Origin of the sequence: Kribbella sp. NPDC000426 (assembly GCF_040300265.1) — a bacterium.
Lineage (GTDB): Bacteria > Actinomycetota > Actinomycetes > Propionibacteriales > Kribbellaceae > Kribbella.
This window is the reverse complement of sequence record NZ_JBEPDK010000006.1, coordinates 196,473-216,311: the sequence shown is the minus strand read 5'-3', so window position 1 is coordinate 216,311 and position 19,839 is coordinate 196,473. Positions and strand designations below refer to the sequence as shown.

Sequence of the window (19,839 nt, the reverse complement as noted above, 5' to 3'; positions counted from 1 at the left end):
GGTAGGCTCGGGCCCGTGCGTATCGCCAGATTCTCTGTGGACGACGAGCCGAAGTACGGCGTGGTCGAGACCGACGACCCCGAAGGACTCGTCGGGACGGTCAACGTTCTCGACTCGGACCCGCTCTACCGGCCGGTGCAGTTCACCGGCGAACGGTTGCAGCTCGCCGACGTCCGGCTGCTCGCGCCGGTCATCCCGCGCAGCAAGGTGGTCTGCGTCGGCCGCAACTACGCGGCGCACGCGCAGGAGCTCGGCAACGACGTACCCGAGCAGCCGATGATCTTCCTGAAGCCGAACACCAGCGTGATCGGCCCGCGGGACGGCATCGTCTACCCCGAGCAGACCAGCGACCTGCACTTCGAGGGCGAGCTGGCGATCGTGATCGGCCGGATCTGCCGGGACCTGCCCAAGGAGCGCGCCGACGAGGTGATCTTCGGCTACACGGTCGCCAACGACGTGACCGCGCGCGACCTGCAGAAGACCGACGGGCAGTGGGCCCGGGCCAAGGGGTACGACACGTTCTGCCCGCTCGGCCCGTGGATCACCACCGAGCTCGACGCGTCCGACCTGCGGGTCAGCACCGAGCTGAACGGCGAGCCCAAGCAGGACGGGCGGACGTCGCAGTTCATCTTCGACATCCCCGAGGTGCTGGCCTTCATCACCTCGTTCACCACGCTGCTGCCCGGCGACGTGGTGCTGACCGGCACCCCGGCCGGGGTCGGCCCGATGCTGCCCGGCGACGAGGTCTCGGTCACCGTCGAAGGCATCGGCACTCTGACCAACAAGGTGATCGTCCGTGACTGACGACGTACTGGGAGATCTTGAGCCCGGGAACGTGCGGGTTCGGTTCCCACCGTCGCCGACCGGGCTGCTGACCGTCGGCAACATCCGCAGCGCGCTGTTCAACTGGGCCTTTGCCCGGCACTACGGCGGCAAGCTGGTACTGCGGATCGAGGACACCGACACCGCCCGCAACACCGAAGAGGGCTACCAGTACACGTACGACTCGCTGCGCTGGCTCGGCCTCACCTGGGACGAAGGCCCCGGAGCCGGCGGCGACTACGGGCCGTACCTGCAGTCCGAACGCATGGACCTGTACGCCGACGTCGTCGCGAAGCTGCTCGCTGCGGGCAAGGCGTACCACTGCTACTGCTCGCAGGAAGAGCTCGACCAGCGCCGCGAGGCCGCCCGCACCGCCGGCGAGCACAGCGGGTACGACGGCCACTGCCGCAACCTGACGCCCGAGCAGATCCAGGCGTACGTCGAGCAAGGCCGTCGCCCGGTGGTGCGGCTGCTGATGCCGGACCGCCCGATCGTGTTCGACGACCTGGTCCGCGGCGAGATCACGTTCCTCCCGGAGAACCTGGGCGACTACGTCCTGGTCCGCGCGAACGGTTACCCGCTCTACCCGCTGGTGAACCCGGTCGACGACGCGCTGATGGAGATCAGCCACGTCCTGCGGGGCGAGGACCTGCTCTCGTCGACGCCGCGGCAGATCGCGCTGTACGAGGCGCTGGCCGAGATCGGGGTCGGCAGCGGCCGGACGCCGCGGTTCGGGCACCTGCCGTTCGTGATGGGCGAGGGCAACAAGAAGCTGTCCAAGCGCGACCCGGGCTCCGGCCTCGGTGAATACATGCAGCGCGGCTTCCTGCCCGAAGGCCTGCTGAACTACCTGGCGCTGCTCGGCTGGTCGATCGCCGACGACCGCGACGTGTTCACGATGGACGAGATGGTGAAGGCCTTCGACGTCCGTAAGGTGAACTCGAACGCGGCCCGGTTCGACCCGAAGAAGTGCGAGGCGATCAACGCGGCGCACATGCGGATGCTGCCGCCGGAGGACTTCGCGCAGCGGATGATCCCGTTCCTGGCCGGCGCCGGCGTGCTCCCGGCGGAGCCGTCGGCGGACCAGCTCGCGACGCTGCAGGCCGCCGTACCGCTGGTGCAGGAGCGGATGAACATGCTGTCCGAGTCGGTCGACATGCTCGGCTTCCTGTTCGTCGACGAGGACGCGTTCGCGATCGATCCGGATGCCGCCGCGAAGGTGCTGACCGGCGATGCGGGCGCAGTACTCGATGCCTCGGCCAAGGCGCTCGGCGACTGCGAGTGGACCACCGAGGCGATCGAGGCGGCGCTGCGGGCGTCGCTGATCGACGGCCTCGGGCTGAAGCCGAAGAACGCGTTCGGCCCGGTCCGGGTGGCGATCTCGGGCCGCCGGATCTCGCCGCCGCTGTTCGAATCGCTCGAGTTGCTCGGCCGGGAGAAATCCCTGCACCGGCTCGACCAGGCCCGGCGTACGACGCCGTCGCTGTCATGAGCGACGTCACCCCGCGCACGCCGGACGACCGGCTGTACCAGCGGCTGCTGCGCAACCCGGACGCCCCGCGCGGGTACGTCGTGCTCGGCGCGCTCACGATCCTGGTCGGCTGGATGGTCGCCAGCGTCGTCATCCTCGGCCTCCAGCAGGCGATCCGGAAGGACCCCGAGGGCACGCTGTCCTGGTTCGGCCTGCTCGCGACGAATCTGACGCTGATCGTGCTGATCCCGCTCAGCATGCTCGTCGCCCGCAAGCTCAACCGGCAGGCGCCGGGGCTGCTGTCCTCGGTGGCCGGCGGGCTGCGGTGGCGGCCACTGGCCTGGTTCGCCCTGGCGGCGATCGTGATCGAGCTGCTGGCGCTCGCCGTCGTCCAGTTCGGTGACATCCAGCTAGCCACCGGTGAGCGGCACAGCGGCGGCGCGGCGCCGGACGCGATCGCGGTCATCGTCGTCACGCTGTTCACCTCGACGTTCCAGGCTGCGGGGGAGGAGTACTACTTCCGCGGCTACCTGCTGCAGGCGATGGGTGCGCTGGTGCGCAGTACGGCGATCGTCGTCGTGGTGACGGCGCTCCTGTTCACGGCGGCCCATGGGATCTGGCCGTGGCAGAGTCCGGCGCTGTTCGTGGACCGGCTCGCGTTCGGGCTCGTCGCGGCGGTGCTCGTCGTACGGACCGGTGGTCTGGAGGCGTCGATCTCGGCGCACGCGGCCAACAACGTGGTGACGTTCATCTTCGCGGCGCTGACCGACACTGTGGGTGCGAGCCTCGGCGTGAAGGATGCGCCGTGGTCGCTGGTGACGGTCGACGTGGTGAAGTTCGTCGCGTTCGGTGCGGTGGCGCTGGTGATCGCGCGCCGGCTCGGGCTGACCGCCGACGAGCGGAAGAGTCTGGTGTGACGGGAGTGACAACGCGCCGGAGGGGGCCCGTTTTGGTGTCCGGTCCCCGCCTCGGGTAAGCTCTCCGAGCCGGGTTGGTGAGGGCGGAAACAAACTCCCAGCGACGGTGAAATGCCTTTGGGGTATGGGGTAATTGGCAGCCCGTCTGATTCTGGTTCAGTTAGTCTAGGTTCGAGTCCTAGTACCCCAGCGGATTGGACCGCACCGATGAGAATCGGTAGAGTTCAACCTCGTTGCCCGGGCCGCAAGGTCCGGCTGACAACACTCTGGCCCCGTTGTGTAGCGGCCTAGCACGCCGCCCTCTCAAGGCGGTAGCGCGGGTTCGAATCCCGTCGGGGCTACCAGAGAAGAACAGCCTCCCATCCATCTGGATGGGAGGCTGTTCTCGTTCCGGCCGGTGGCCTTGGGATCGGCTTGGGTTGCGGCCACCAGCCGATCCCAAGCGGTGACGTGCACGGTGGGCGTACCTCGAGAAAGGAACAAGCTCATGACCACCGGGACCGTTGACCAACTGCTGCTGCCGGGACAGGCAGCCGCACCGCCGGGGCCGGTCGACGCGACCGCCATGTACGTCGTCCACCACGCGTTCCGCCGCGACCTCGCCGCCTTCAAGGCAGCGGTGATCGCCACGCCGCTGGAGGACCGCGCCACCTGGCGGGCCCTCGCGACGCGATGGGGCCGGTTCTACGACATCCTGCACAAGCACCACACCGGGGAGGACGCCGGCCTGTGGCCGCTCCTGCTGGCCAGGGCGGACACCGACGATCGCGCCACGCTGCAGGCGATGGAGGCGGAGCACGCCGGGATCGACCCGCTGCTGGCCTCGTGTACGGCGGGGTTCGACCGGCTGGCGGCGTACGCCGACTCCGACGCACGCGATGCACTCGAGGTACGGGTGGTGGCGCTGGGAGAGCACCTGAACCGGCACCTGGACCACGAGGAGCGCGACGCGATGACTCTTGTGCAGCGCTACCTGGTCGAGGCCGACTGGCAGCGACTGGAGCGGGAGCATTTCAAGCCGGCCCACAGTCCGCGCGACCTGCCGTTCCTCGCCGCGTGGGGCATGTACCGGATGCCTCCCGAACATTTCGCCCGGGTCCGCGACTCGATGGCCGGCCGTCCGATGGAGTTCATGTGGCGGCTGTTCTGGCGCCGGCCGTTCGAGCGACGGGAGCGCGAAACGTTCCGGTACGCCTGATTCAGAAGCCGCCACGGTCCCGCTCGCCGCGCAGCCATTGCGCGGCCAGCGGGATCTCCCACTCCTCGCACAGCTCCAGCGCCCGGTCGGCGTGCCGGGTCGCGAGCTCCCGCTCGCCGGTCGCCATCGCGGCGAAGGCCAGGAACGCGTCGACCGGACCGACCGCCACCGAGAAGCCGGCGCTGCAGACCCGTCCGGCGTACGGGCTCAACCACCGGTACAGCGCACGGGCCGCCTCGGGCTCAGCCAACCCGTACGCGATCTCCGCCGCGGCGCAGTAGTGGTGCATCGACACCCAGTCGTCGGTCCCGGGCACCAGGTCCGCCGGGACCGCGCGGGCTTCGTCCAACCTGCCGGCGCGCACGAGCAACCACCGGACAGGCAGGTCGAACGGCATCGGGCTCACCGACGCCAGCGCCTCGAACGCGGCCACCAGCCCGCCTGCGCCGGACCGCCACAGCTCGATGCAGGCTCGGGCGGAGACCATCGATTCGTCCCGTTGCGGAAGGGAGGCGCCCGCGACGAGGTCGCGCCGCTGCTCGACCATCCGTTCCGCCTCCTCGAACCGTCCTTGCATCGCCAGCCAGGGTGGTTCGAGTTCGGTCAGCACGATAAGCGCATAGGCCAGGCGGCGCGGTTCCGCGATCTCCCGCAGCCGCCCGATCTCGTCCCGGAGCGCCGAGACCTGGCCGAGCTCACTCAGCACGATCACCCGCAGGGTACGGGCCAGCGCCTCGCGGACCGGGTCGGTCTGCTCGACCGCACAGGCAACAGCCTCGTCGGCCAGTTGGAGCCGGTCCGGTGCAGTGGCCGGACGCCAGGTGGCGATGAATGCGGCCTGGCACGCCCACAGCAGCAGCGCGGGGACGCCGAGTCTGCGTGCCATGGCCATGCCCTGCTCGACCAGCGCCTCTCGGTAGGCGGGCGCGTCGGAGTGATACAGCTCGATCGCGAGCACGAGCAGGGCTCGGCAGCGGAGTTCACTGTCGTCGGCCGGCAGGTCGCGGAGCGCACGGCGCAGTACGGCGATCAGGTACTGATCGGTCTGTCCGTACGGACGCGTCTGCCACAGAGCGCCTTCCGCGCCACCGACCGCGGCCCGCGTCGTCCGTACGACGTCGCCCAGGCCCTCCGCCACCTGCGTGGCCTCGGTGAGCGCCGCGTTCAGGGAGTCCCGGTCGACCGACCATCGGCACGCGTCCGCTCGTGCCATCAGGAGGTCGTAGCGGTCGAGCTCGGTGGCCGCAGCGTCGGATCGCTGCACGTCGAGCGCGGCCGCGAGCAGCGCTGCCGCTTCGTCGTACGCGTACAGCCGGACGGCGTGCTCGGCCGCTTCGGTCGCTGCCCGCCAGGCTCGTGCCGCGTACGCCGGCCCGGCGGCGAGCCAGTGCCGTGCCGTCTCGGAAGCTGCTGCGCCACGATCTTCGAGTACCTGTGCGGTCGTCGCATGACGGCGTGCGCACCGGGCGGCCGGCAGACCGGCGTACACGACGTCATGAACCAACGCATGCGCGAACCGGAACCGGTCCACCTGCTCTCCTTCGGTGATGACACCGGCGGCCAGCGCGGGATCGAGGGCATCGAGTACGTCGTCCTCGTCGAGGCCGGCGGCCGCGGCCAGCACCGCCAGGTCGAACTCCCGGCCGATCACCACGGCGGCTCGCACCACCTCCGTGGTTGCCGCTGGCAACCGTGCGACCCGCCGGGCGACGACGTCGGCCACACCCGCCGGCACGGCGTCCCCGCCATCGCGCAGGAACTCGAGCAGGAAGAACGGATTGCCGTCCGTGCGGGCCTGCAAGGTCTCGGCCGCACCGCGACCAGGGCTGTGCCGAGTCACGACCTCGACGAGTACGGCGGTCTCCGCGGACGTCAGCCCGTGCAGCTCGACGCGCAGCGCCTGCCGCCGGGCGAGGCTCTCGGCCACCGCGGCGAGCGGACCCACGAGCTCGGGAGCCGACCGGCGAGTGGCGATCACGAGCAGACGTCCGCTGTCGACCAGGTCGGCGAGATGCTTCAGCAGCTTCAGCGACGACGGATCGGCCCAGTGCAGATCATCAAGGATGACGAGCAGCGGCATCACCCGGGACGCGGAGATCAGGACGTCGGCCGTCATCGTCCACAGCCGGAACCGCGCGGCGCCGACATCTTCCGCCGGTCCCGCGACGCCGGACTCGAGCAGGCCGATCAGCTCGGTGAGCCGCCCTCGCACCTCCGCCGGGAGGTCCGTCGCGCCGAGCGTCCGCAGCACTCCGAGCCAGGGCCACAGCGGGGGAGCGCCCTCGTCGTCCGAACACCGCCCGGTGAGTACGGCGAACCCGCGCGGACGGGCCCGGGCCGCAATCTCCGACGCCAGCCGCGTCTTGCCGATCCCGGGCTCACCGACCAGTACGGCGAACTGCGGTGCCACCAGCGCCTCGTCGAGGAGCCGGTCGAGCGCCGCGAGCTCCGTCTCCCGGCCGACAAGCCCCGACGACGACGCGATGTCCCCGGCGGGTGCGAGCTCGGCACGCTTCGGCCGCCAGATCAGATCGGGGTCCTGACGCAGTACGGCGAGCTCCAGCTCACGCAGGGCTGTTCCCGGATCGATCCCGAGTTCGTCCGCGAGCATCCGGCGTACCTGGCGGAGTGCGTCGAGCGCATCGGCCTGCCGGCCGGCGCCCGCCAGGGCCAGGACCCGCAGGACCCACAACCGCTCGCGCAGCGGATGCTCGGCGGTGAGCACTTCGAGCTCGGCGGCGAGCGTCGCCTGCTGCCCGAGCGCCAGCCGGGCGACCGCGCGATCCTCGAGAGCCACCATCCGGAGTTCCTCGAGCCGTCCACGCTCGGCGACTGCGGCGGGGACGTCGTCCAGCTCGAAGTACGGTGTGCCGCGCCACAACGCCAGCGCGTCGTCGAGCGTACCGATGACGGTCGTCAGCTCGTGCGGCTCGGCAGCAGGCGCCGCGATCGCGCCGGTCGCTTCGCCGGACCACGGACCCAGCCGGAGATGTGCCGCGTCCACGGCCGCGGCGAACCGCGTTGCGTCGAGACCGTCTTCGGGCAGCCGCAACGCGTACCCGGGCGCGACTGTCACCACGGTCTTCGGCTGGGCGCGAGCCGGACGATCCGGCTCCAGCGCCTTGCGCACGCCGGCGAGGTACGCCTGCAGGGTCGGCAGCGCCCCCGGCGGCGGTCGGTCCCGCCACAGCATGTCGATCAGGCTGTCCACCGGCGCCGGCTGCCCGCCGTACAGCGCCAGGGCGGACAGCAACATGCGCTGCTTCCGCCCGCCGAGGTCGACCGGCGCCCCGTCCCGCACGACCTCCGCCGCCCCGAGAATCCCCACCCTCATCAGCAGAGAGTACGTCCGCGACGCCGGAGTCCGACAGCCTCGGCGGCAGTGGACAGCGTGAGTCTAAGCGCTTAGTCTAACCGCTTAGATAATCGCTCCGGGGATTGATCGAGGAAAGGGATCCTTGTGAAGCCACTCCTTCCCGCCGTGGTCGTGGCCGTCGCGGCACTCGTCGCCGGCTGCGGCGGCGCCGCGGATTCCGGCACTCCGACGGCGACTGCCGAAGGGCCGCAGACCGGGACCGTCACGTTCACCGGGACCGACAACGCCGAGACCTACCAGCCGGTGATCAAGGCCTTCGAGGCGAAGAACCCGGGGATCAAGGTCGCCTACACCCAGATCCCGTTCGACCAGTTCAACGCGACCATGCAGCAGCGGCTGAGCGCGAAGGACAGCGGGATCGACGTCTACACGGTCGACGAGCCGCGGGTCTCGCAGCTCGCCGCGAAGGGCTTCCTGGTCGACCTGAGCGACCTCGACGGCCAGGTGAAGACGAAGGTCAGCGCCGCGGCGTACAAGACCAATCACTTCCGCGACAAGCTGTGGTCGTTGCCGATGTGGAACTCGACGCAGTTCCTCTTCTACAACAAGACCGCGCTCGCGAAGGCGAGGGTGACGCCGCCGACCGCGGACCCGCAGCAGCGCTGGACCTGGGAGCAGGTCGAGGCGGCCGGCCGCAAGGCGATGCAGTCGGGCGGCACGAAGTACGGCCTGTTCATGGAGCAGCCCGAGGCCTACTACCAGTTGCAGCCGCTGGCCGAATCGCTCGGCGGCGGCTCCGGGATCGAAGGCGACGACGCACTCACCCCGGCGGTCGAGACCGACGGCTGGAAGAAGGCCATGCAGTGGTACGGCGCGACCTTCGCGAGCGGGCTTTCCCCGCGGGGCATCGGCGGCTTCCAGACCGGCCCGGTGTTCGCCAACGGGCAGGTGGCGTTCTTCGTCGGCGGTCCGTGGGACCTGAAGATCTTCGGCAGCTCGAAGATCGACTGGGGCGTCGCGCCGCTGCCGTACTTCCAGGGCGGTCAGCCGGTCACGCCGACCGGATCCTGGTCGCTCGGCATCAACCCGGCGTCGAAGCAGCAGGCGATGGCGCGCAAGTTCCTCGAGTTCGCGACGCTCGACGCCGCCGGCAACCTGGCCACGACCAGTACGACGACGATCATCCCGGCCAACCTCGACGCGCAGAAGCAGTACACCCCGAAGATGGACACGTTCTCCGGCGCCAAAACCGCCGGCGCCGCGGCGATCACGGCGTACGAGAGTGAGCACACGGCGGTGTCGCGGCCGGTCAGCGTCGGGTACATCCAGTTCGAGGAAGTCATGGGCAAGGCGTTCGCCGACATCCGCAACGGCACCAACCCCGACACCCGGCTCCAGGAAGCCACGCGCCAGCTAACTGACGCTTGGAAGTCAATAAAGTGAGGAAGCGTGGGCAAGGGCTGATCGCCCTTGCCTTCCTCGCGCCGGCGCTGCTGTGCCTGGCCGTACTGCGGATCGTGCCGGCGATCTCAGCCGTCGTCGAGAGCTTCTACACCGAGAGCCTGCTGCGCGGCGGCCGGGTGTTCGCGGGGCTGGGCAACTACACGGACCTGCTGTCGAACAAGGACTTCCGGCAGGCGGTCGGCGTGACGTTGCTGTTCACCGTCCTGGTGAACCCGATCCAGGTCGTCGTCTCGTTCTTGCTGGCCGTGCTCTTCACCCAGCGTGCGGCCGGCTCGAAGCTCTGGCGCACGCTGGTCATCCTGCCGATAGCCACCCCGCCTGCGGTGTCGGCAGTGATCTGGAGCGTGATCTACCGGCCGGACGGCCTCGCGAACGGCGTACTCGAGCGGCTCGGTCTGCCCGCGCAGCCGTTCCTGACGTCGTCCGGCCAGGTGCTGCCGTCGCTCATCGTGCTGCTGTCGTGGATCGGCGTCGGCTACTGGATGCTGTTCCTGATCGCAGGCATCCAGGAGGTCCCGGTCGAGGTACGTGAGGCTGCGCTGCTCGACGGTGCGAGTGCCTGGCGCCGGATGATCTCGGTCATCCTCCCGCTGGTTCGCCGCCCGCTGGCGTTCGTCCTGGTCGCCGACACGGTCTCCAACCTGCTCGTGTTCGCGCCGGTGCAGATCCTCACCAAGGGCGGCCCGAACGGCAACAGCAACCTGCTGATGTACGACGTCTACACGCGCGCCTACGCGATCGGCGACATCCACGTCGCGCAGGCCGAGGTCGTCATCCTGGTCGCGTTGACGCTCGCGATCGTGGCCGGGCAGTTCCGGCTGCTGCGAGGTGACCAGTGAAGCGCCTCCAGTCGTACAGCCTGTCGGTGCTCGGCGGAGTCGTCGGCATCCTGTTCTTCCTGCCGCTGCTGTGGGTGCTGACCAACTCGCTGCGGCCGGGCTCCGAGACGTTCGCGCATCTGACGCTGTCGTGGCAGACGTTCTTCGAGCTGAAGCCGACGCTGCACAACTACTCGGCCCTGCTGAGCAGCCATGTCGGGCGCGCGACGTTCAACTCGATCCTGGTCAGCGTGGCCACAGTCGTCATCGGTCTCGCGGTCTGTGCGTCGGCGGCGTTCGGGCTGGCGGCGTTCGAGTACCGCGGGCGCGGGCTGGTGTTCGGCATCGTCGTACTGAGCTTCCTGGTGCCGTTCGACGCGATCGCGATCCCGCTGTCGACGATGTTCCGCGACTGGCACCTGACCAACACGTTTACCGGACTGGTGCTGCCGGGCATCGGCAACGGGATGGCGATCTTCCTGCTACGGCAGTTCTTCCTGGGCATCCCGGCCGAGCTGGTCGAGGCCGGCCGGCTCGACGGGCTGGGCTGGTTCGGCGTGTTCCGCTGGATCTACCTGCCGCTGTCGCGGCCCGCGCTGATCGGCGCCGGCCTGATGCTGTTCCTGTTCCAGTGGCAGTCGTACGTCTGGCCGCTGCTGATCGGCACCGACGCCAAGCACATCCTCGGCCCGGTGGCCCTGTCCAACCTGCAAGGTCAGAACTTCGCCGACTACGGTCTCGTGTTCGCGGGCGCCGTCGTCCTCACCGTCATCCCGCTGGTCGTCATCGCCGGCTTCCAGCGGTACTTCGTCCAGTCCGTGACCAGCACGGGCCTGAAATAGGGAGACCATGCACCAGCTCATCCTGGATACCGATATCGGCTCCGACGTCGACGACGCCATGGCCCTGGCCCAGCTCCTGGGCAGCCCGGACGTCGAGCTGCTCGAGGTGCACACCGTGTACGGCGACACCCGGTTGCGCGCGCAACTCGCCCGCCGGTACGCCGCACTGGCCAGACGCGACGTCGACGTCGTACCGGGTGTGGTCCAGCCGTTGTCGGGACGGGAGGTGTGGTGGGCCGGGCATGAGGGGTCGTTGCACGACGGGCTGTCCGCGGAGGTCGTCAGCAGCGACACCGCACCGGACCGGCTGGTGACCCGGTTGAAGGAGCACCCGGGTGAGATCGACGTTGCGGCGATCGGGCCGCTGACGAATCTCGCGGCGGCACTCGAGCGCGAACCGGAGGCGGCGCGGTGGATGCGTCACCTGTGGGTGATGGGCGGATCGTTCGGCGACGAGGTGTCGGAGCACAACTTCAAGTCCGACGACGTGGCCGCGCAGGCCGTACTGAACGCCGGGATCCCGACGACGATCACCGGACTGGAGATCACGCAGCAGGTGACGATCGGCGCCGACCTGCTGGAGCGGATCCGGCAGGCAGGCCCGCTCGGCCGGGCGCTCGGGGCGGATATCGAGCAATGGTGGGCCTACTGGAACGAGACGTGGAACGTGCCGCACGATCCGGTGGCGGTTCTCGCGCTGAGCCGCCCGGAACTGTTCAGCTTCTCCGAGGCCGGTCGAGTGAGCGTCGCGGCCGGTGGGCGCAGTACTTTCACGCCGGATCCCCGGGGGACCGTGCGGATCGTCACCGGTGTGCGCGCCGACGAGGTGGCTGAGGAGATCACCGCCCGGATCGTGGCGGCATACCCTGCAGATCATGGGGAGATCGATGGCGACGGCTCGTGATGTCGCGGAGCGGGCCGGCACGTCCACCGCGGTCGTCAGCTACGTCTTCAACAACGGCCCCCGGCCCGTGTCGGCGGAGACCCGCCGACGGGTGCTGGAGGCAGCGGCGGAGCTGGACTACCGGCCCAACATCCTCGCCCGTGCGCTGAGTGCGGGCCGCACGTACTCGCTCGGTCTACTGATCCCGCAGATCCGCAACCCGTACTTCGCCACGCTCGCGGAGCACCTGGAGAACTTCGCGCGCCGGCACGACCACCTGCTGCTGATCGGCGACTCGGCAGGCGATCCGGAGCAGGAGTCCGCGCACATCGGCTCGTTCATCGAGCGCAAGGTCGACGGCGTCGTCCTCGTCTCGCTGCTGGTGGAGCCGGCGATCCAGCGGTTCGCGGCAGCCGGCGTACCGGTCGTTGCTCTGCATCCTGTGCCTGAGGGCGTAACGGTGTCGACCCTTTCGATCGACTACGTCGCGGCTGCCGAGGCGTCGACCGACCACCTGCTCTCACACGGCTACCGCACTCTCGGCGTCGTCACCGGTCCGGAGGATTCACCCGGTACGTCGGAACACCGGCGCGGCATCGAGCGTGCGCTTGAGAACCACCCGCGGGCCTCGGCGCGGTACGTCGCCAGCCCGGTGTCACGCTTCGCCGCACGCGACGCCGTACAGCCGTGGTTCAAGCAGAAGCGGCCGCCGCGGGCGATCTACTGCTCGACGGACGAGCAGGCGTTCGGAGTGCTGTTCGCGGCCTGGGAAGCCGGGCTGCGGGTGCCGGAAGACGTTGCGGTGATGGGGTTCGACGGCACCAGCGAGTGCACGGTGACGATCCCGCCGCTGGCCAGCGTCCGCCAGCCGATCGAGGACACCGCACGCCGCGCGGTCGAACTCCTCCTGGACCGCACAAACACACAGGCCACCCGCCACGTCCTCGACTACGAGCTGATCCCCAGCACGTCGTGCGGCTGCCACGGGTAGCCTGAACAGATGGCCGTCGAGTTCAACCACACCATCGTGAACTGCACCGACAAGGAAGCATCGGCGCGTTTCGTGGCCGACATCCTCGGACTCGGGGAGCCGAGCAGCTACGGGCCGTTCGCGGTGGTGCAACTCGCGAACGGCACCTCTCTGGACTTCGCCGACGCCCACGGACGCCCGCACACCCAGCACTACGCGTTCCTCGTCACCGAGGCGGAGTTCGACCAGATCCACGCACGGATCGTCGAGCGGGACCTGCCGTACTGGGCGGACCCGTTCCACCGCCGCGAGCGCGAAATCAACACCAACGACGGCGGCCGAGGCCTCTACTGGAACGACCCCGACGACCACAATCTGGAAATCCTCACAGTTCCTTACGGCGGCTGGCCCGCAGCCCGCGACTGACAGCGCCGGCCGCCGTAAGAACCTCGAGGGTCGTCAGGCCGGGGATGGGCTGGACTGGGCCGGGCCGCTGTGGAGTTCGCGCCGTACCGAGAAGCCGACGCCGATCAGGACGACGCCCCAGACCAGGGCGCTGACGCCCAGGACGACGGCGATGCTGACCGCACCCGCTCCGGGCTTGGCCGCGAACAGTACGCCGATCAGGATCGACAGCAGACCGTTCAGCACCAGGAGCCAGCGCGGCATCACCTGCTGACTGCTGAAGGCGCCGGCGAGCTCGAAGATGCCGCGGATGATCAGCCAGATCCCGAGGATCCAGGTCAGGGTCGCGGCGGCCATGCCGGGGCTGGTGATCGCGAAGAACGCCGCGACCAACGCGATCACGCCGAGCACGACCAGCCAGAGCCGGCTGCCCTTCGACTCGGACTGGAACGCCTGGACGATCGAGCCGACGCCGTCGAACAGGGCCCAGAAGCCCCACAGCAACGCCAGCGCGATCGCGGTGTGAATGGGCCACGCGATCGCGAGGATCCCGAAGATGATGGCGATGACACCGCGGACGAGCAACATCTTCCAGCCGAGAGTCAGCCAGTCCCGCTCCATGTCGGACCTCCTTTGAGGGGCTTTCCATCCTCATGGTGATCCTGGTTGCGTTACGTGACAACTACCGGACGTCTACTCCGATGCGCGTCGCAGCGCTTCCGAGAGCCGCTCGGCGGCGGCCATCACGGCCGGGGCGTGCATCCGGCCGGGCTGGCGGGACAGACGCTCGATCGGGCCGGAGACCGAAACGGCGGCGATCACCTTGCCGCTGGGGGAGCGGACCGGGGCGGAGACGGACGCGACGCCCTGCTCCCGCTCGCCGACCGAGTGGGCCCAGCCACGACGCCGTACGCCGGCCAGCGCGGCCGCGTTGAACGACGCGTTGTGGAGACCGCGGTGCATTCGCTCCGGGTCCTCCCAGGCAAGCAGTATCTGGGCAGCCGAGCCGGCGGCCATGGTCAGCTGACTGCCGACCGGCACGGTGTCGCGCAGACCCGACGGACGCTCGGCGGCCGCGACGCACACGCGGTACTCACCCTGGCGGCGGAACAGCTGTGCGGACTCACCGGTGATGTCCCGCAGCCGCGCCAGCACCGGGCCGGCGGTTGCGAGCAGCCGGTCCTCACCGGCGGCGGAGGCCAACTCACTGAGTCGCGGACCGAGCACGAACCGTCCCTGCATGTCGCGACCGACCAGGCGGTGGTGCTCCAGCGCCACCGCGAGCCGGTGCGCAGTCGGGCGGGCCAGCCCGGTGGCCGCGACGAGGCCGGCCAGGGTCGCCGGCCCGGACTCGAGCGCAGACAGAACGAGAGCTGCTTTGTCGAGAACGCCGACTCCGCTAGAGTTGTCCATGAGACGATACTGCCGTCTCGAATCGTGGAACGCAAGTCGCTTCAGGCACCCAATCGAGAGCACTGTGAGCGAAAGCACCCACTTCCATATCTCAAAGGAGAGTCTGATGGGTAGGACGTTGTCGGAAAAGGTCTGGGATGCGCACGTCGTGCGCCATGCCGACGGAGAACCCGACCTCCTCTACATCGACCTCCATCTGGTCCACGAGGTGACCAGCCCGCAGGCCTTCGACGGTCTCCGGCTGGCCGGCCGCGGCGTCCGCCGTCCCGATCTGACGATCGCGACCGAGGACCACAACGTCCCGACGTACGACGTGGACAAGCCGATCGCCGACCCGGTGTCGCGCACCCAGGTGGACACGCTGCGCAAGAACGCCGAGGAGTTCGGCATCCGGATCCACACCCTCGGCGACCCGGACCAGGGCGTCGTGCACGTGATCGGCCCGCAGCTCGGGCTGACCCAGCCGGGCATGACCGTGGTCTGCGGTGACAGCCACACCTCCACCCACGGCGCGTTCGGAGCCATTGCCTTCGGCATCGGTACCAGCGAGGTCGAGCACGTGCTGGCCACCCAGACGCTGATGCAGGCGCGGCCGAAGACGATGGCTGTCACGGTCGACGGCGTACTGCCGGACGGCGTCTCCGCGAAGGACCTGGTGCTGGCGCTGATCGCGCAGGTCGGCACCGGCGGCGGCCAGGGCTACATCGTCGAGTACCGCGGTGAGGCGATCCGGAGCTTGAGCATGGAAGCCCGGATGACGATCTGCAACATGTCGATCGAGTGGGGCGCCAAGGCCGGCATGATCGCGCCGGACGAGACCACGTTCGCGTATCTGCAGGACAAGCCGCACGCGCCGCAGGGCGTCGACTGGGAAGCCGCGGTCGAGTACTGGAAGAGCCTGGCCACCGACGCGGACGCGACGTTCGACCGCGAGGTCGTGCTGCGGGCCGAGGACATCGCCCCGTTCGTCACCTGGGGAACGAACCCGGGCCAGGGCATCCCGCTGTCGGAGAAGGTGCCGTCGCCGGACGACTTCGGCAACGAGAACGACAAGGTCGCCGCCGAGCGCGCGCTGGAGTACATGGGCCTCACCGCCGGGACGCCGATGCGCGAGATCCACGTGGACACGGTCTTCCTGGGCTCCTGCACCAACGGCCGGATCGAGGACCTGCGCGCCGCGGCCGGCGTGCTCGCCGGGCGGAAGGTTGCCGAGGGCACCCGGATGCTCGTCGTACCGGGCTCGGGCCGGGTCCGGCTGCAGGCCGAGGCCGAGGGTCTGGACGCGATCTTCAAGGACGCCGGCGCCGAGTGGCGCGGCGCCGGCTGCTCGATGTGCCTGGGCATGAACCCGGACCAGCTGGCCCCCGGGGAGCGCAGCGCCTCCACCTCGAACCGGAACTTCGAAGGCCGCCAGGGCAAGGGCGGTCGCACCCACCTGGTGTCGCCGCTGGTCGCCGCCGCGACCGCTGTCACCGGGACCCTGGCCGCACCGGCCGACCTGCCGCCCGTCGCCGTACCTGCGAACGCCTGAGGAGCAAGGGAATCATGGAAGCCTTCACCCAGCACATCGGTACGGCGGCCCCGCTGCGCCGCAGCAACGTCGACACCGACCAGATCATCCCGGCCGTGTACCTGAAGCGGGTCACCCGGACCGGCTTCGAGGACGGGCTGTTCGCTGCCTGGCGCAACGATCCGTCGTTCGTCCTCAACCAGCCCGAGTACGACGGCGTCTCGGTGCTCGTCGCGGGACCGGACTTCGGCACCGGATCGTCGCGTGAGCACGCGGTCTGGGCACTGCTCGACTACGGGTTCCGCGTGGTCGTGTCGTCGCGGTTCGGCGACATCTTCCGCGGCAACTCCGGCAAGGCCGGGCTGCTCGCGGCCCTGGTGGAGCAGGACGTGGTCGAGCAGCTGTGGACCACGATCGAGAGCGACCCGGGCACCAAGGTGACGGTCGACCTGGAGAACAAGACGATCTCGGCCGGTGACGTGTCGGCACCCTTCGAGATCGACGACTACACCCGTTACCGGTTGCTGAACGGCCTGGACGACGTCGGCATCACGTTGTCGCACGCGGACGAGATCGCTGCCTACGAAGCGACCCGGCCGTCCTTCAAGCCGGCCACGCTGCCTGCGAAGGCCTGAAAAACCCTTGCAGAGTTATCGTCCCCGTAACGTTGGGGTAGGCGGGGGCGATAACTCTGGTGTTACCCTTGCCGAGTTGTCGGCAGTTGTCAGAACAAGGCTTGCGAGACCTGGGAGGTGAGGCGTTGATGACCAACAGCAGCGATCCCTCCAGACATACCGGTCTCGCTCGGCCTGTGGGGGGCTTTTTCCTCTAGTAGTAAGCGGTCGGGCAGACGTGTGTGCATCACTCACTTGTTCCACCGCACCTGGAGGACTCATGTCCGACCTGCGCCTGCGCACGATCCGTGCGTTCAGCCGTACTCCGTCACTGCGCGCTGCCGCCCGCAAGCACGCTGCTGCCGTCTCCGCCGCCGTACCCGAGCAGCCCGAGAAGCAGCCCCGCGATCCGCAGATGCCCAAAGGGCACAGCGTCGTGGACAGTGCCATCTACTGCGACGGCCGCCGGGTCGCTTCTCCGGACTCCCTCGCCGAGACCTACGGCGAGCTGCACCAGGCCCCGCACAGCCTGGCCTGGATCGGCCTGTACCGGCCGGACCGCCGCGAGCTGGCCTCGCTGGCTCAGGAGTTCGACCTGCACGAGCTGGCGATCGAGGACGCCAACGAGGCGCATCAGCGGCCGAAGCTGGAGCGGTACGGCGACACGTTGTTCGTCGTACTGAAGGCCGCGCGGTACCGGGACGCGACCGAGGAGGTCGAGTTCGGTGAGGTGCACGTGTTCGTCGGACCGGACTTCGTGGTGACGGTCCGGCACGCCGAAGCGCCCAACCTGGCAGCGGTACGGCGCCGCGTCGAGCGCGACCCGGAGCTGCTCAGCCGCGGTGCCGAAGCGGTTCTCTACGCGATCATGGACAAGGTCGTCGACGGCTACGCGCCGGTGGTCGCCGGTCTGGAGAACGACATCGACGAGATCGAGACCGAGGTGTTCCGCGGCGACCCGAAGGTGTCGCGGCGCATCTACGAACTCTCCCGTGAGGTGATCGAGTTCCAGCGCGCCACCCGGCCGCTGGTCGGCATGCTCGAGCAGTTGCGCGGCGGATTCCAGAAGTACGGCGTGGACGAGGAACTGCAACGTTCACTGCGCGATGTCGCCGACCACGTCACCGAGGTGGTGGAGAAGGTCGACGGGTTCCGCGAACTGCTGCGCGACATCCTGACGGTGAACGCGACCCTGGTCGCCCAGCAGCAGAACGAGGAGATGAAGAGCCTCGCGATCGCCAGCAGCGAGCAGAACGAAGAGGTCAAGCGGATCTCTGCCTGGGCGGCGATCCTGTTCGCCCCGACCCTGATCGGCACCGTCTACGGGATGAACTTCGACAAGATGCCGGAGCTGCACTGGCAGTACGGATACCCGTTCGCGATCGGCCTGATGGCCTTGGTGTGTGGAGGTCTGCACCAGATCTTCAAACGCCGCGGCTGGCTCTGAACACCTGGGAATCTCCTGCGAAAAGGGCCCTCAGGGACCGGATCGGGCCAAATTGTGGCACGAATCGCCCAAAACAAGGGCGAATTGCCGCGTTGGTGTTTGTGAACGGCGTGTTGAGTCCATAACGTTCCTGTGAGATCGAGCGCTGTGCTCGACGCCTAGTGTTCACGGAGGGAAGCAGTGAACAAGAGCCAGTTGGTCGAAGCGCTCGCAGTGCACTTCGACGGAAACCGCCGCCAGGCCCAGCACGCGCTGGAATCGGTGATCGACACCGTGGAGCGCGAGCTGACCAAGAAGGGTGGCAAGGTCGCCATCACCGGTTTCGGTGCCTTCGAGGCCATCGAGCGTGGGGCGCGCATCGTGCGCAACCCGCGGACCGGTGAGACCAAGCGCGCCAAGAAGACCGTGGTTCCGAAGTTCCGCGCGGGTGCGGAGCTGAAGGCCGTTGTCTCCGGCGCGAAGAAGCTGCCGAAGCTGGTAGTCCCGAAGCCGGCCGCGACCGCCACCAAGGCGGCTGCCCCGGCGAAGAAGGCTGCTCCGGTCAAGGCCGCTGCAACCAAGACCGCCGCTGCGAAGAAGACGGTCGCGAAGAAGGCCCCGGCCAAGACGGTCGCCAAGAAGGCTCCGGCCAAGACCGTTGCCAAGAAGGCCCCGGCGAAGACGGTCGCGAAGAAGGCTCCGGCCAAGACCGTTGCGAAGAAGGCGCCGGCCAAGAAGGCCCCCGCCAAGAAGACCGCGGCGAAGCGTACCGCTCGCTGATCTTCACGCACTGCGGCACCAGTAGTACAGCGAAGGCCGGTCACCCCACTCCAGGGGTTGACCGGCCTTCGCCGTTGTCTGCAGCAACTAGAGCCGGGTGGCGAACTCGACTTTGGTAATAGTCAGGTCGGCGCCAGTTCCGGTGGTCTCCAGCCGGACCCGTTGTCCCACACGCAGATGGCGGACCGGGGTATCGGCGACGGCGTGCACGGTGAACGGAAGCTCGATCCCGGTGTCGGTCAGCACTGCTCCGGAGAACGTCTCGCCGTCGTAGCGGCTCACTGTTGCTTGCATGGCCTGCATGTCAGCAGGCTAGACCCTCGGTCCCGGTCGCGGCACCGAGAACCAGCGACATCACGTCGGCGGTGGCCGGCCCCACCCCGAGCTGTACGGCGTGCGCGAGATCGGCGGCCGTGTCGACATCACGACGTACCGACTCGATCCCGGTCAGCTCGATGGGGATCGCCCCGGACGCCTGGTGTGCCAGCGCGGAACCCACGCCGAAGCGGGGATCCAGCGGTACGCCGGGAGCCGCCGCGAGCAACGTCGTACCGGTGCCGGGCTGGTCGACCACGAACGAGCGCGGCGCCGTACAGGCCGCGAGGACGGCGGTCAGCTCGGCCGGCCGTAGCGCGGGCAGATCCGCGGACAACGCTGCGACGCCGTGACCCGGGAACTCGGCAGCGGCGACCGCGGCACCGTGCAGCAAGGCCTCGTTGAGCCCGGCGGCCGGCAGATCCGGTACGACGTACGCGCCGGCGGCGGTGACATCGGCCGCGACCAGCGGATCGTCCGTGACGACCAGGACGGCCCGCACCAGGGGAGAGGCGAGGGCAGCCGCAGTAGTGTCGACAGCGAAGGCACGGGCCAGCTCGGGACGGTGCTGCGGGTACGCCGGAGCGAGCCGGCTCTTCGCGATCGCCGTACGCTTCACCGGGATCGCCAGGATCCAGGGAGCGACCTGTAGGTCTGCCATCAGGCAGGATTCTC

General features: G+C 69.0%; 19 protein-coding genes and 2 tRNA genes. 16 read left to right on the top strand and 5 right to left on the bottom strand.

Annotated elements, in window-relative coordinates; translation table 11 throughout:
- Positions 1 to 15: 15 nt before the first annotated feature.
- The 6 genes from ABT313_RS29715 to ABT313_RS29690 all read left to right on the top strand — a co-directional run bounded on the left by ABT313_RS29715 (position 16) and on the right by ABT313_RS29690 (position 4,408).
- Complete coding sequence (locus ABT313_RS29715; protein WP_350860632.1) at positions 16 to 804, top strand: fumarylacetoacetate hydrolase family protein; 789 nt, start codon at positions 16 to 18, stop codon at positions 802 to 804.
- Complete coding sequence (gene gltX / locus ABT313_RS29710; RefSeq protein WP_350860630.1) at positions 797 to 2,314, top strand: glutamate--tRNA ligase; 1,518 nt, start codon at positions 797 to 799, stop codon at positions 2,312 to 2,314. The genes ABT313_RS29715 and gltX overlap by 8 nt, the downstream gene beginning before the upstream one ends.
- A complete protein-coding gene (locus ABT313_RS29705; RefSeq protein ID WP_350860628.1) occupies positions 2,311 to 3,210 on the top strand; it encodes a CPBP family intramembrane glutamic endopeptidase in 900 nt (299 codons plus the stop codon). The genes gltX and ABT313_RS29705 overlap by 4 nt, the downstream gene beginning before the upstream one ends.
- Positions 3,211 to 3,328: 118 nt before the next feature.
- Positions 3,329 to 3,400, top strand: a tRNA-Gln gene (locus tag ABT313_RS29700).
- Positions 3,401 to 3,478: 78 nt separating this feature from the next.
- Positions 3,479 to 3,554 (top strand) — tRNA-Glu (locus ABT313_RS29695).
- A 143-nt stretch (positions 3,555 to 3,697) separates the two neighbouring features.
- The gene (locus tag ABT313_RS29690) at positions 3,698 to 4,408 is read left to right on the top strand and encodes a hemerythrin domain-containing protein (RefSeq protein ID WP_350860626.1); all 711 of its coding nucleotides are present in this window, start codon (positions 3,698 to 3,700) and stop codon (positions 4,406 to 4,408) included.
- Position 4,409: 1 nt separating this feature from the next.
- Here ABT313_RS29690 and ABT313_RS29685 read toward each other — a convergent pair whose 3' ends face one another.
- The gene (locus ABT313_RS29685; RefSeq protein ID WP_350860624.1) at positions 4,410 to 7,742 is read right to left on the bottom strand and encodes an ATP-binding protein; all 3,333 of its coding nucleotides are present in this window, start codon (positions 7,740 to 7,742) and stop codon (positions 4,410 to 4,412) included.
- Positions 7,743 to 7,868: 126 nt separating this feature from the next.
- Between ABT313_RS29685 and ABT313_RS29680 the strand changes: the two genes are divergently transcribed.
- The 6 genes from ABT313_RS29680 to ABT313_RS29655 are packed head-to-tail and all read left to right on the top strand — an operon-like array spanning position 7,869 to position 13,127.
- Positions 7,869 to 9,167 (top strand): sugar ABC transporter substrate-binding protein, encoded by a 1,299-nt coding sequence (locus ABT313_RS29680; protein WP_350860622.1) that lies wholly within the window; start codon positions 7,869 to 7,871, stop codon positions 9,165 to 9,167.
- Positions 9,164 to 10,027: a carbohydrate ABC transporter permease gene (locus ABT313_RS29675; RefSeq protein WP_350860620.1), complete on the top strand. Its 864-nt coding sequence runs from the start codon at positions 9,164 to 9,166 to the stop codon at positions 10,025 to 10,027. Before ABT313_RS29680 ends, ABT313_RS29675 begins: the two co-directional genes overlap by 4 nt.
- Positions 10,024 to 10,848: a carbohydrate ABC transporter permease gene (locus ABT313_RS29670; RefSeq protein ID WP_350860618.1), complete on the top strand. Its 825-nt coding sequence runs from the start codon at positions 10,024 to 10,026 to the stop codon at positions 10,846 to 10,848. The genes ABT313_RS29675 and ABT313_RS29670 overlap by 4 nt, the downstream gene beginning before the upstream one ends.
- A 7-nt stretch (positions 10,849 to 10,855) precedes the next feature.
- Complete coding sequence (locus ABT313_RS29665; protein ID WP_350860616.1) at positions 10,856 to 11,752, top strand: nucleoside hydrolase; 897 nt, start codon at positions 10,856 to 10,858, stop codon at positions 11,750 to 11,752.
- Positions 11,724 to 12,722 carry a LacI family DNA-binding transcriptional regulator gene (locus ABT313_RS29660; RefSeq protein ID WP_350860614.1) on the top strand — a complete coding sequence of 333 codons (999 nt, stop codon included), beginning with the start codon at positions 11,724 to 11,726 and terminating at the stop codon, positions 12,720 to 12,722. Before ABT313_RS29665 ends, ABT313_RS29660 begins: the two co-directional genes overlap by 29 nt.
- Positions 12,723 to 12,731: 9 nt before the next feature.
- Positions 12,732 to 13,127, top strand: coding sequence for a VOC family protein (locus ABT313_RS29655; RefSeq protein WP_350860612.1), 396 nt, complete (start codon positions 12,732 to 12,734; stop codon positions 13,125 to 13,127).
- 33 nt (positions 13,128 to 13,160) lie between these two features.
- Here the strand turns inward: ABT313_RS29655 and ABT313_RS29650 are convergent, their stop codons facing one another.
- Positions 13,161 to 13,727, bottom strand: coding sequence for an HdeD family acid-resistance protein (locus ABT313_RS29650; RefSeq protein WP_350860610.1), 567 nt, complete (start codon positions 13,725 to 13,727; stop codon positions 13,161 to 13,163).
- A 72-nt stretch (positions 13,728 to 13,799) separates the two neighbouring features.
- On the bottom strand, positions 13,800 to 14,519 hold the full coding sequence (locus ABT313_RS29645) for an IclR family transcriptional regulator (RefSeq protein WP_130387568.1): 720 nt from the start codon (positions 14,517 to 14,519) through the stop codon (positions 13,800 to 13,802).
- Between the two features lie 106 nt (positions 14,520 to 14,625).
- Here ABT313_RS29645 and leuC point away from each other — a divergent pair, with 106 nt between their 5' ends.
- The 4 genes from leuC (at position 14,626) to ABT313_RS29625 (ending at position 18,849) form a co-directional block, all read left to right on the top strand.
- Positions 14,626 to 16,050 carry a 3-isopropylmalate dehydratase large subunit gene (gene leuC, locus ABT313_RS29640; RefSeq protein WP_350860607.1) on the top strand — a complete coding sequence of 475 codons (1,425 nt, stop codon included), beginning with the start codon at positions 14,626 to 14,628 and terminating at the stop codon, positions 16,048 to 16,050.
- A gap of 14 nt (positions 16,051 to 16,064) precedes the next feature.
- Positions 16,065 to 16,664, top strand: coding sequence for a 3-isopropylmalate dehydratase small subunit (leuD, locus tag ABT313_RS29635; RefSeq protein ID WP_350860605.1), 600 nt, complete (start codon positions 16,065 to 16,067; stop codon positions 16,662 to 16,664).
- A 259-nt stretch (positions 16,665 to 16,923) separates the two neighbouring features.
- Positions 16,924 to 18,090 (top strand): magnesium/cobalt transporter CorA, encoded by a 1,167-nt coding sequence (gene corA, locus ABT313_RS29630; protein WP_350860603.1) that lies wholly within the window; start codon positions 16,924 to 16,926, stop codon positions 18,088 to 18,090.
- Between the two features lie 180 nt (positions 18,091 to 18,270).
- On the top strand, positions 18,271 to 18,849 hold the full coding sequence (locus tag ABT313_RS29625) for an HU family DNA-binding protein (RefSeq protein ID WP_350860601.1): 579 nt from the start codon (positions 18,271 to 18,273) through the stop codon (positions 18,847 to 18,849).
- 87 nt (positions 18,850 to 18,936) lie between these two features.
- Here the strand turns inward: ABT313_RS29625 and ABT313_RS29620 are convergent, their stop codons facing one another.
- Together ABT313_RS29620 and cofC are read right to left on the bottom strand one after the other, a co-directional pair.
- Positions 18,937 to 19,152 (bottom strand): hypothetical protein, encoded by a 216-nt coding sequence (locus tag ABT313_RS29620; protein WP_350860599.1) that lies wholly within the window; start codon positions 19,150 to 19,152, stop codon positions 18,937 to 18,939.
- Between the two features lies 1 nt (position 19,153).
- On the bottom strand, positions 19,154 to 19,825 hold the full coding sequence (gene cofC, locus ABT313_RS29615; protein ID WP_350860597.1) for a 2-phospho-L-lactate guanylyltransferase: 672 nt from the start codon (positions 19,823 to 19,825) through the stop codon (positions 19,154 to 19,156).
- Positions 19,826 to 19,839 lie beyond the last annotated feature (14 nt).

Coding starts and splice junctions, on each gene's coding strand:
- ABT313_RS29705 (WP_350860628.1), top strand. CDS start 2,311: ATGAGCGACGTCACCCCGCGCACGCCGGACGACCGGCTGTACCAGCGG.
- ABT313_RS29690 (WP_350860626.1), top strand. CDS start 3,698: ATGACCACCGGGACCGTTGACCAACTGCTGCTGCCGGGACAGGCAGCC.
- ABT313_RS29685 (WP_350860624.1), bottom strand. CDS start 7,742: ATGAGGGTGGGGATTCTCGGGGCGGCGGAGGTCGTGCGGGACGGGGCG.
- ABT313_RS29665 (WP_350860616.1), top strand. CDS start 10,856: ATGCACCAGCTCATCCTGGATACCGATATCGGCTCCGACGTCGACGAC.
- ABT313_RS29660 (WP_350860614.1), top strand. CDS start 11,724: ATGGGGAGATCGATGGCGACGGCTCGTGATGTCGCGGAGCGGGCCGGC.
- ABT313_RS29655 (WP_350860612.1), top strand. CDS start 12,732: ATGGCCGTCGAGTTCAACCACACCATCGTGAACTGCACCGACAAGGAA.
- ABT313_RS29650 (WP_350860610.1), bottom strand. CDS start 13,727: ATGGAGCGGGACTGGCTGACTCTCGGCTGGAAGATGTTGCTCGTCCGC.
- ABT313_RS29645 (WP_130387568.1), bottom strand. CDS start 14,519: ATGGACAACTCTAGCGGAGTCGGCGTTCTCGACAAAGCAGCTCTCGTT.
- leuC (WP_350860607.1), top strand. CDS start 14,626: ATGGGTAGGACGTTGTCGGAAAAGGTCTGGGATGCGCACGTCGTGCGC.
- leuD (WP_350860605.1), top strand. CDS start 16,065: ATGGAAGCCTTCACCCAGCACATCGGTACGGCGGCCCCGCTGCGCCGC.
- corA (WP_350860603.1), top strand. CDS start 16,924: ATGTCCGACCTGCGCCTGCGCACGATCCGTGCGTTCAGCCGTACTCCG.
- ABT313_RS29620 (WP_350860599.1), bottom strand. CDS start 19,152: ATGCAGGCCATGCAAGCAACAGTGAGCCGCTACGACGGCGAGACGTTC.
- cofC (WP_350860597.1), bottom strand. CDS start 19,825: ATGGCAGACCTACAGGTCGCTCCCTGGATCCTGGCGATCCCGGTGAAG.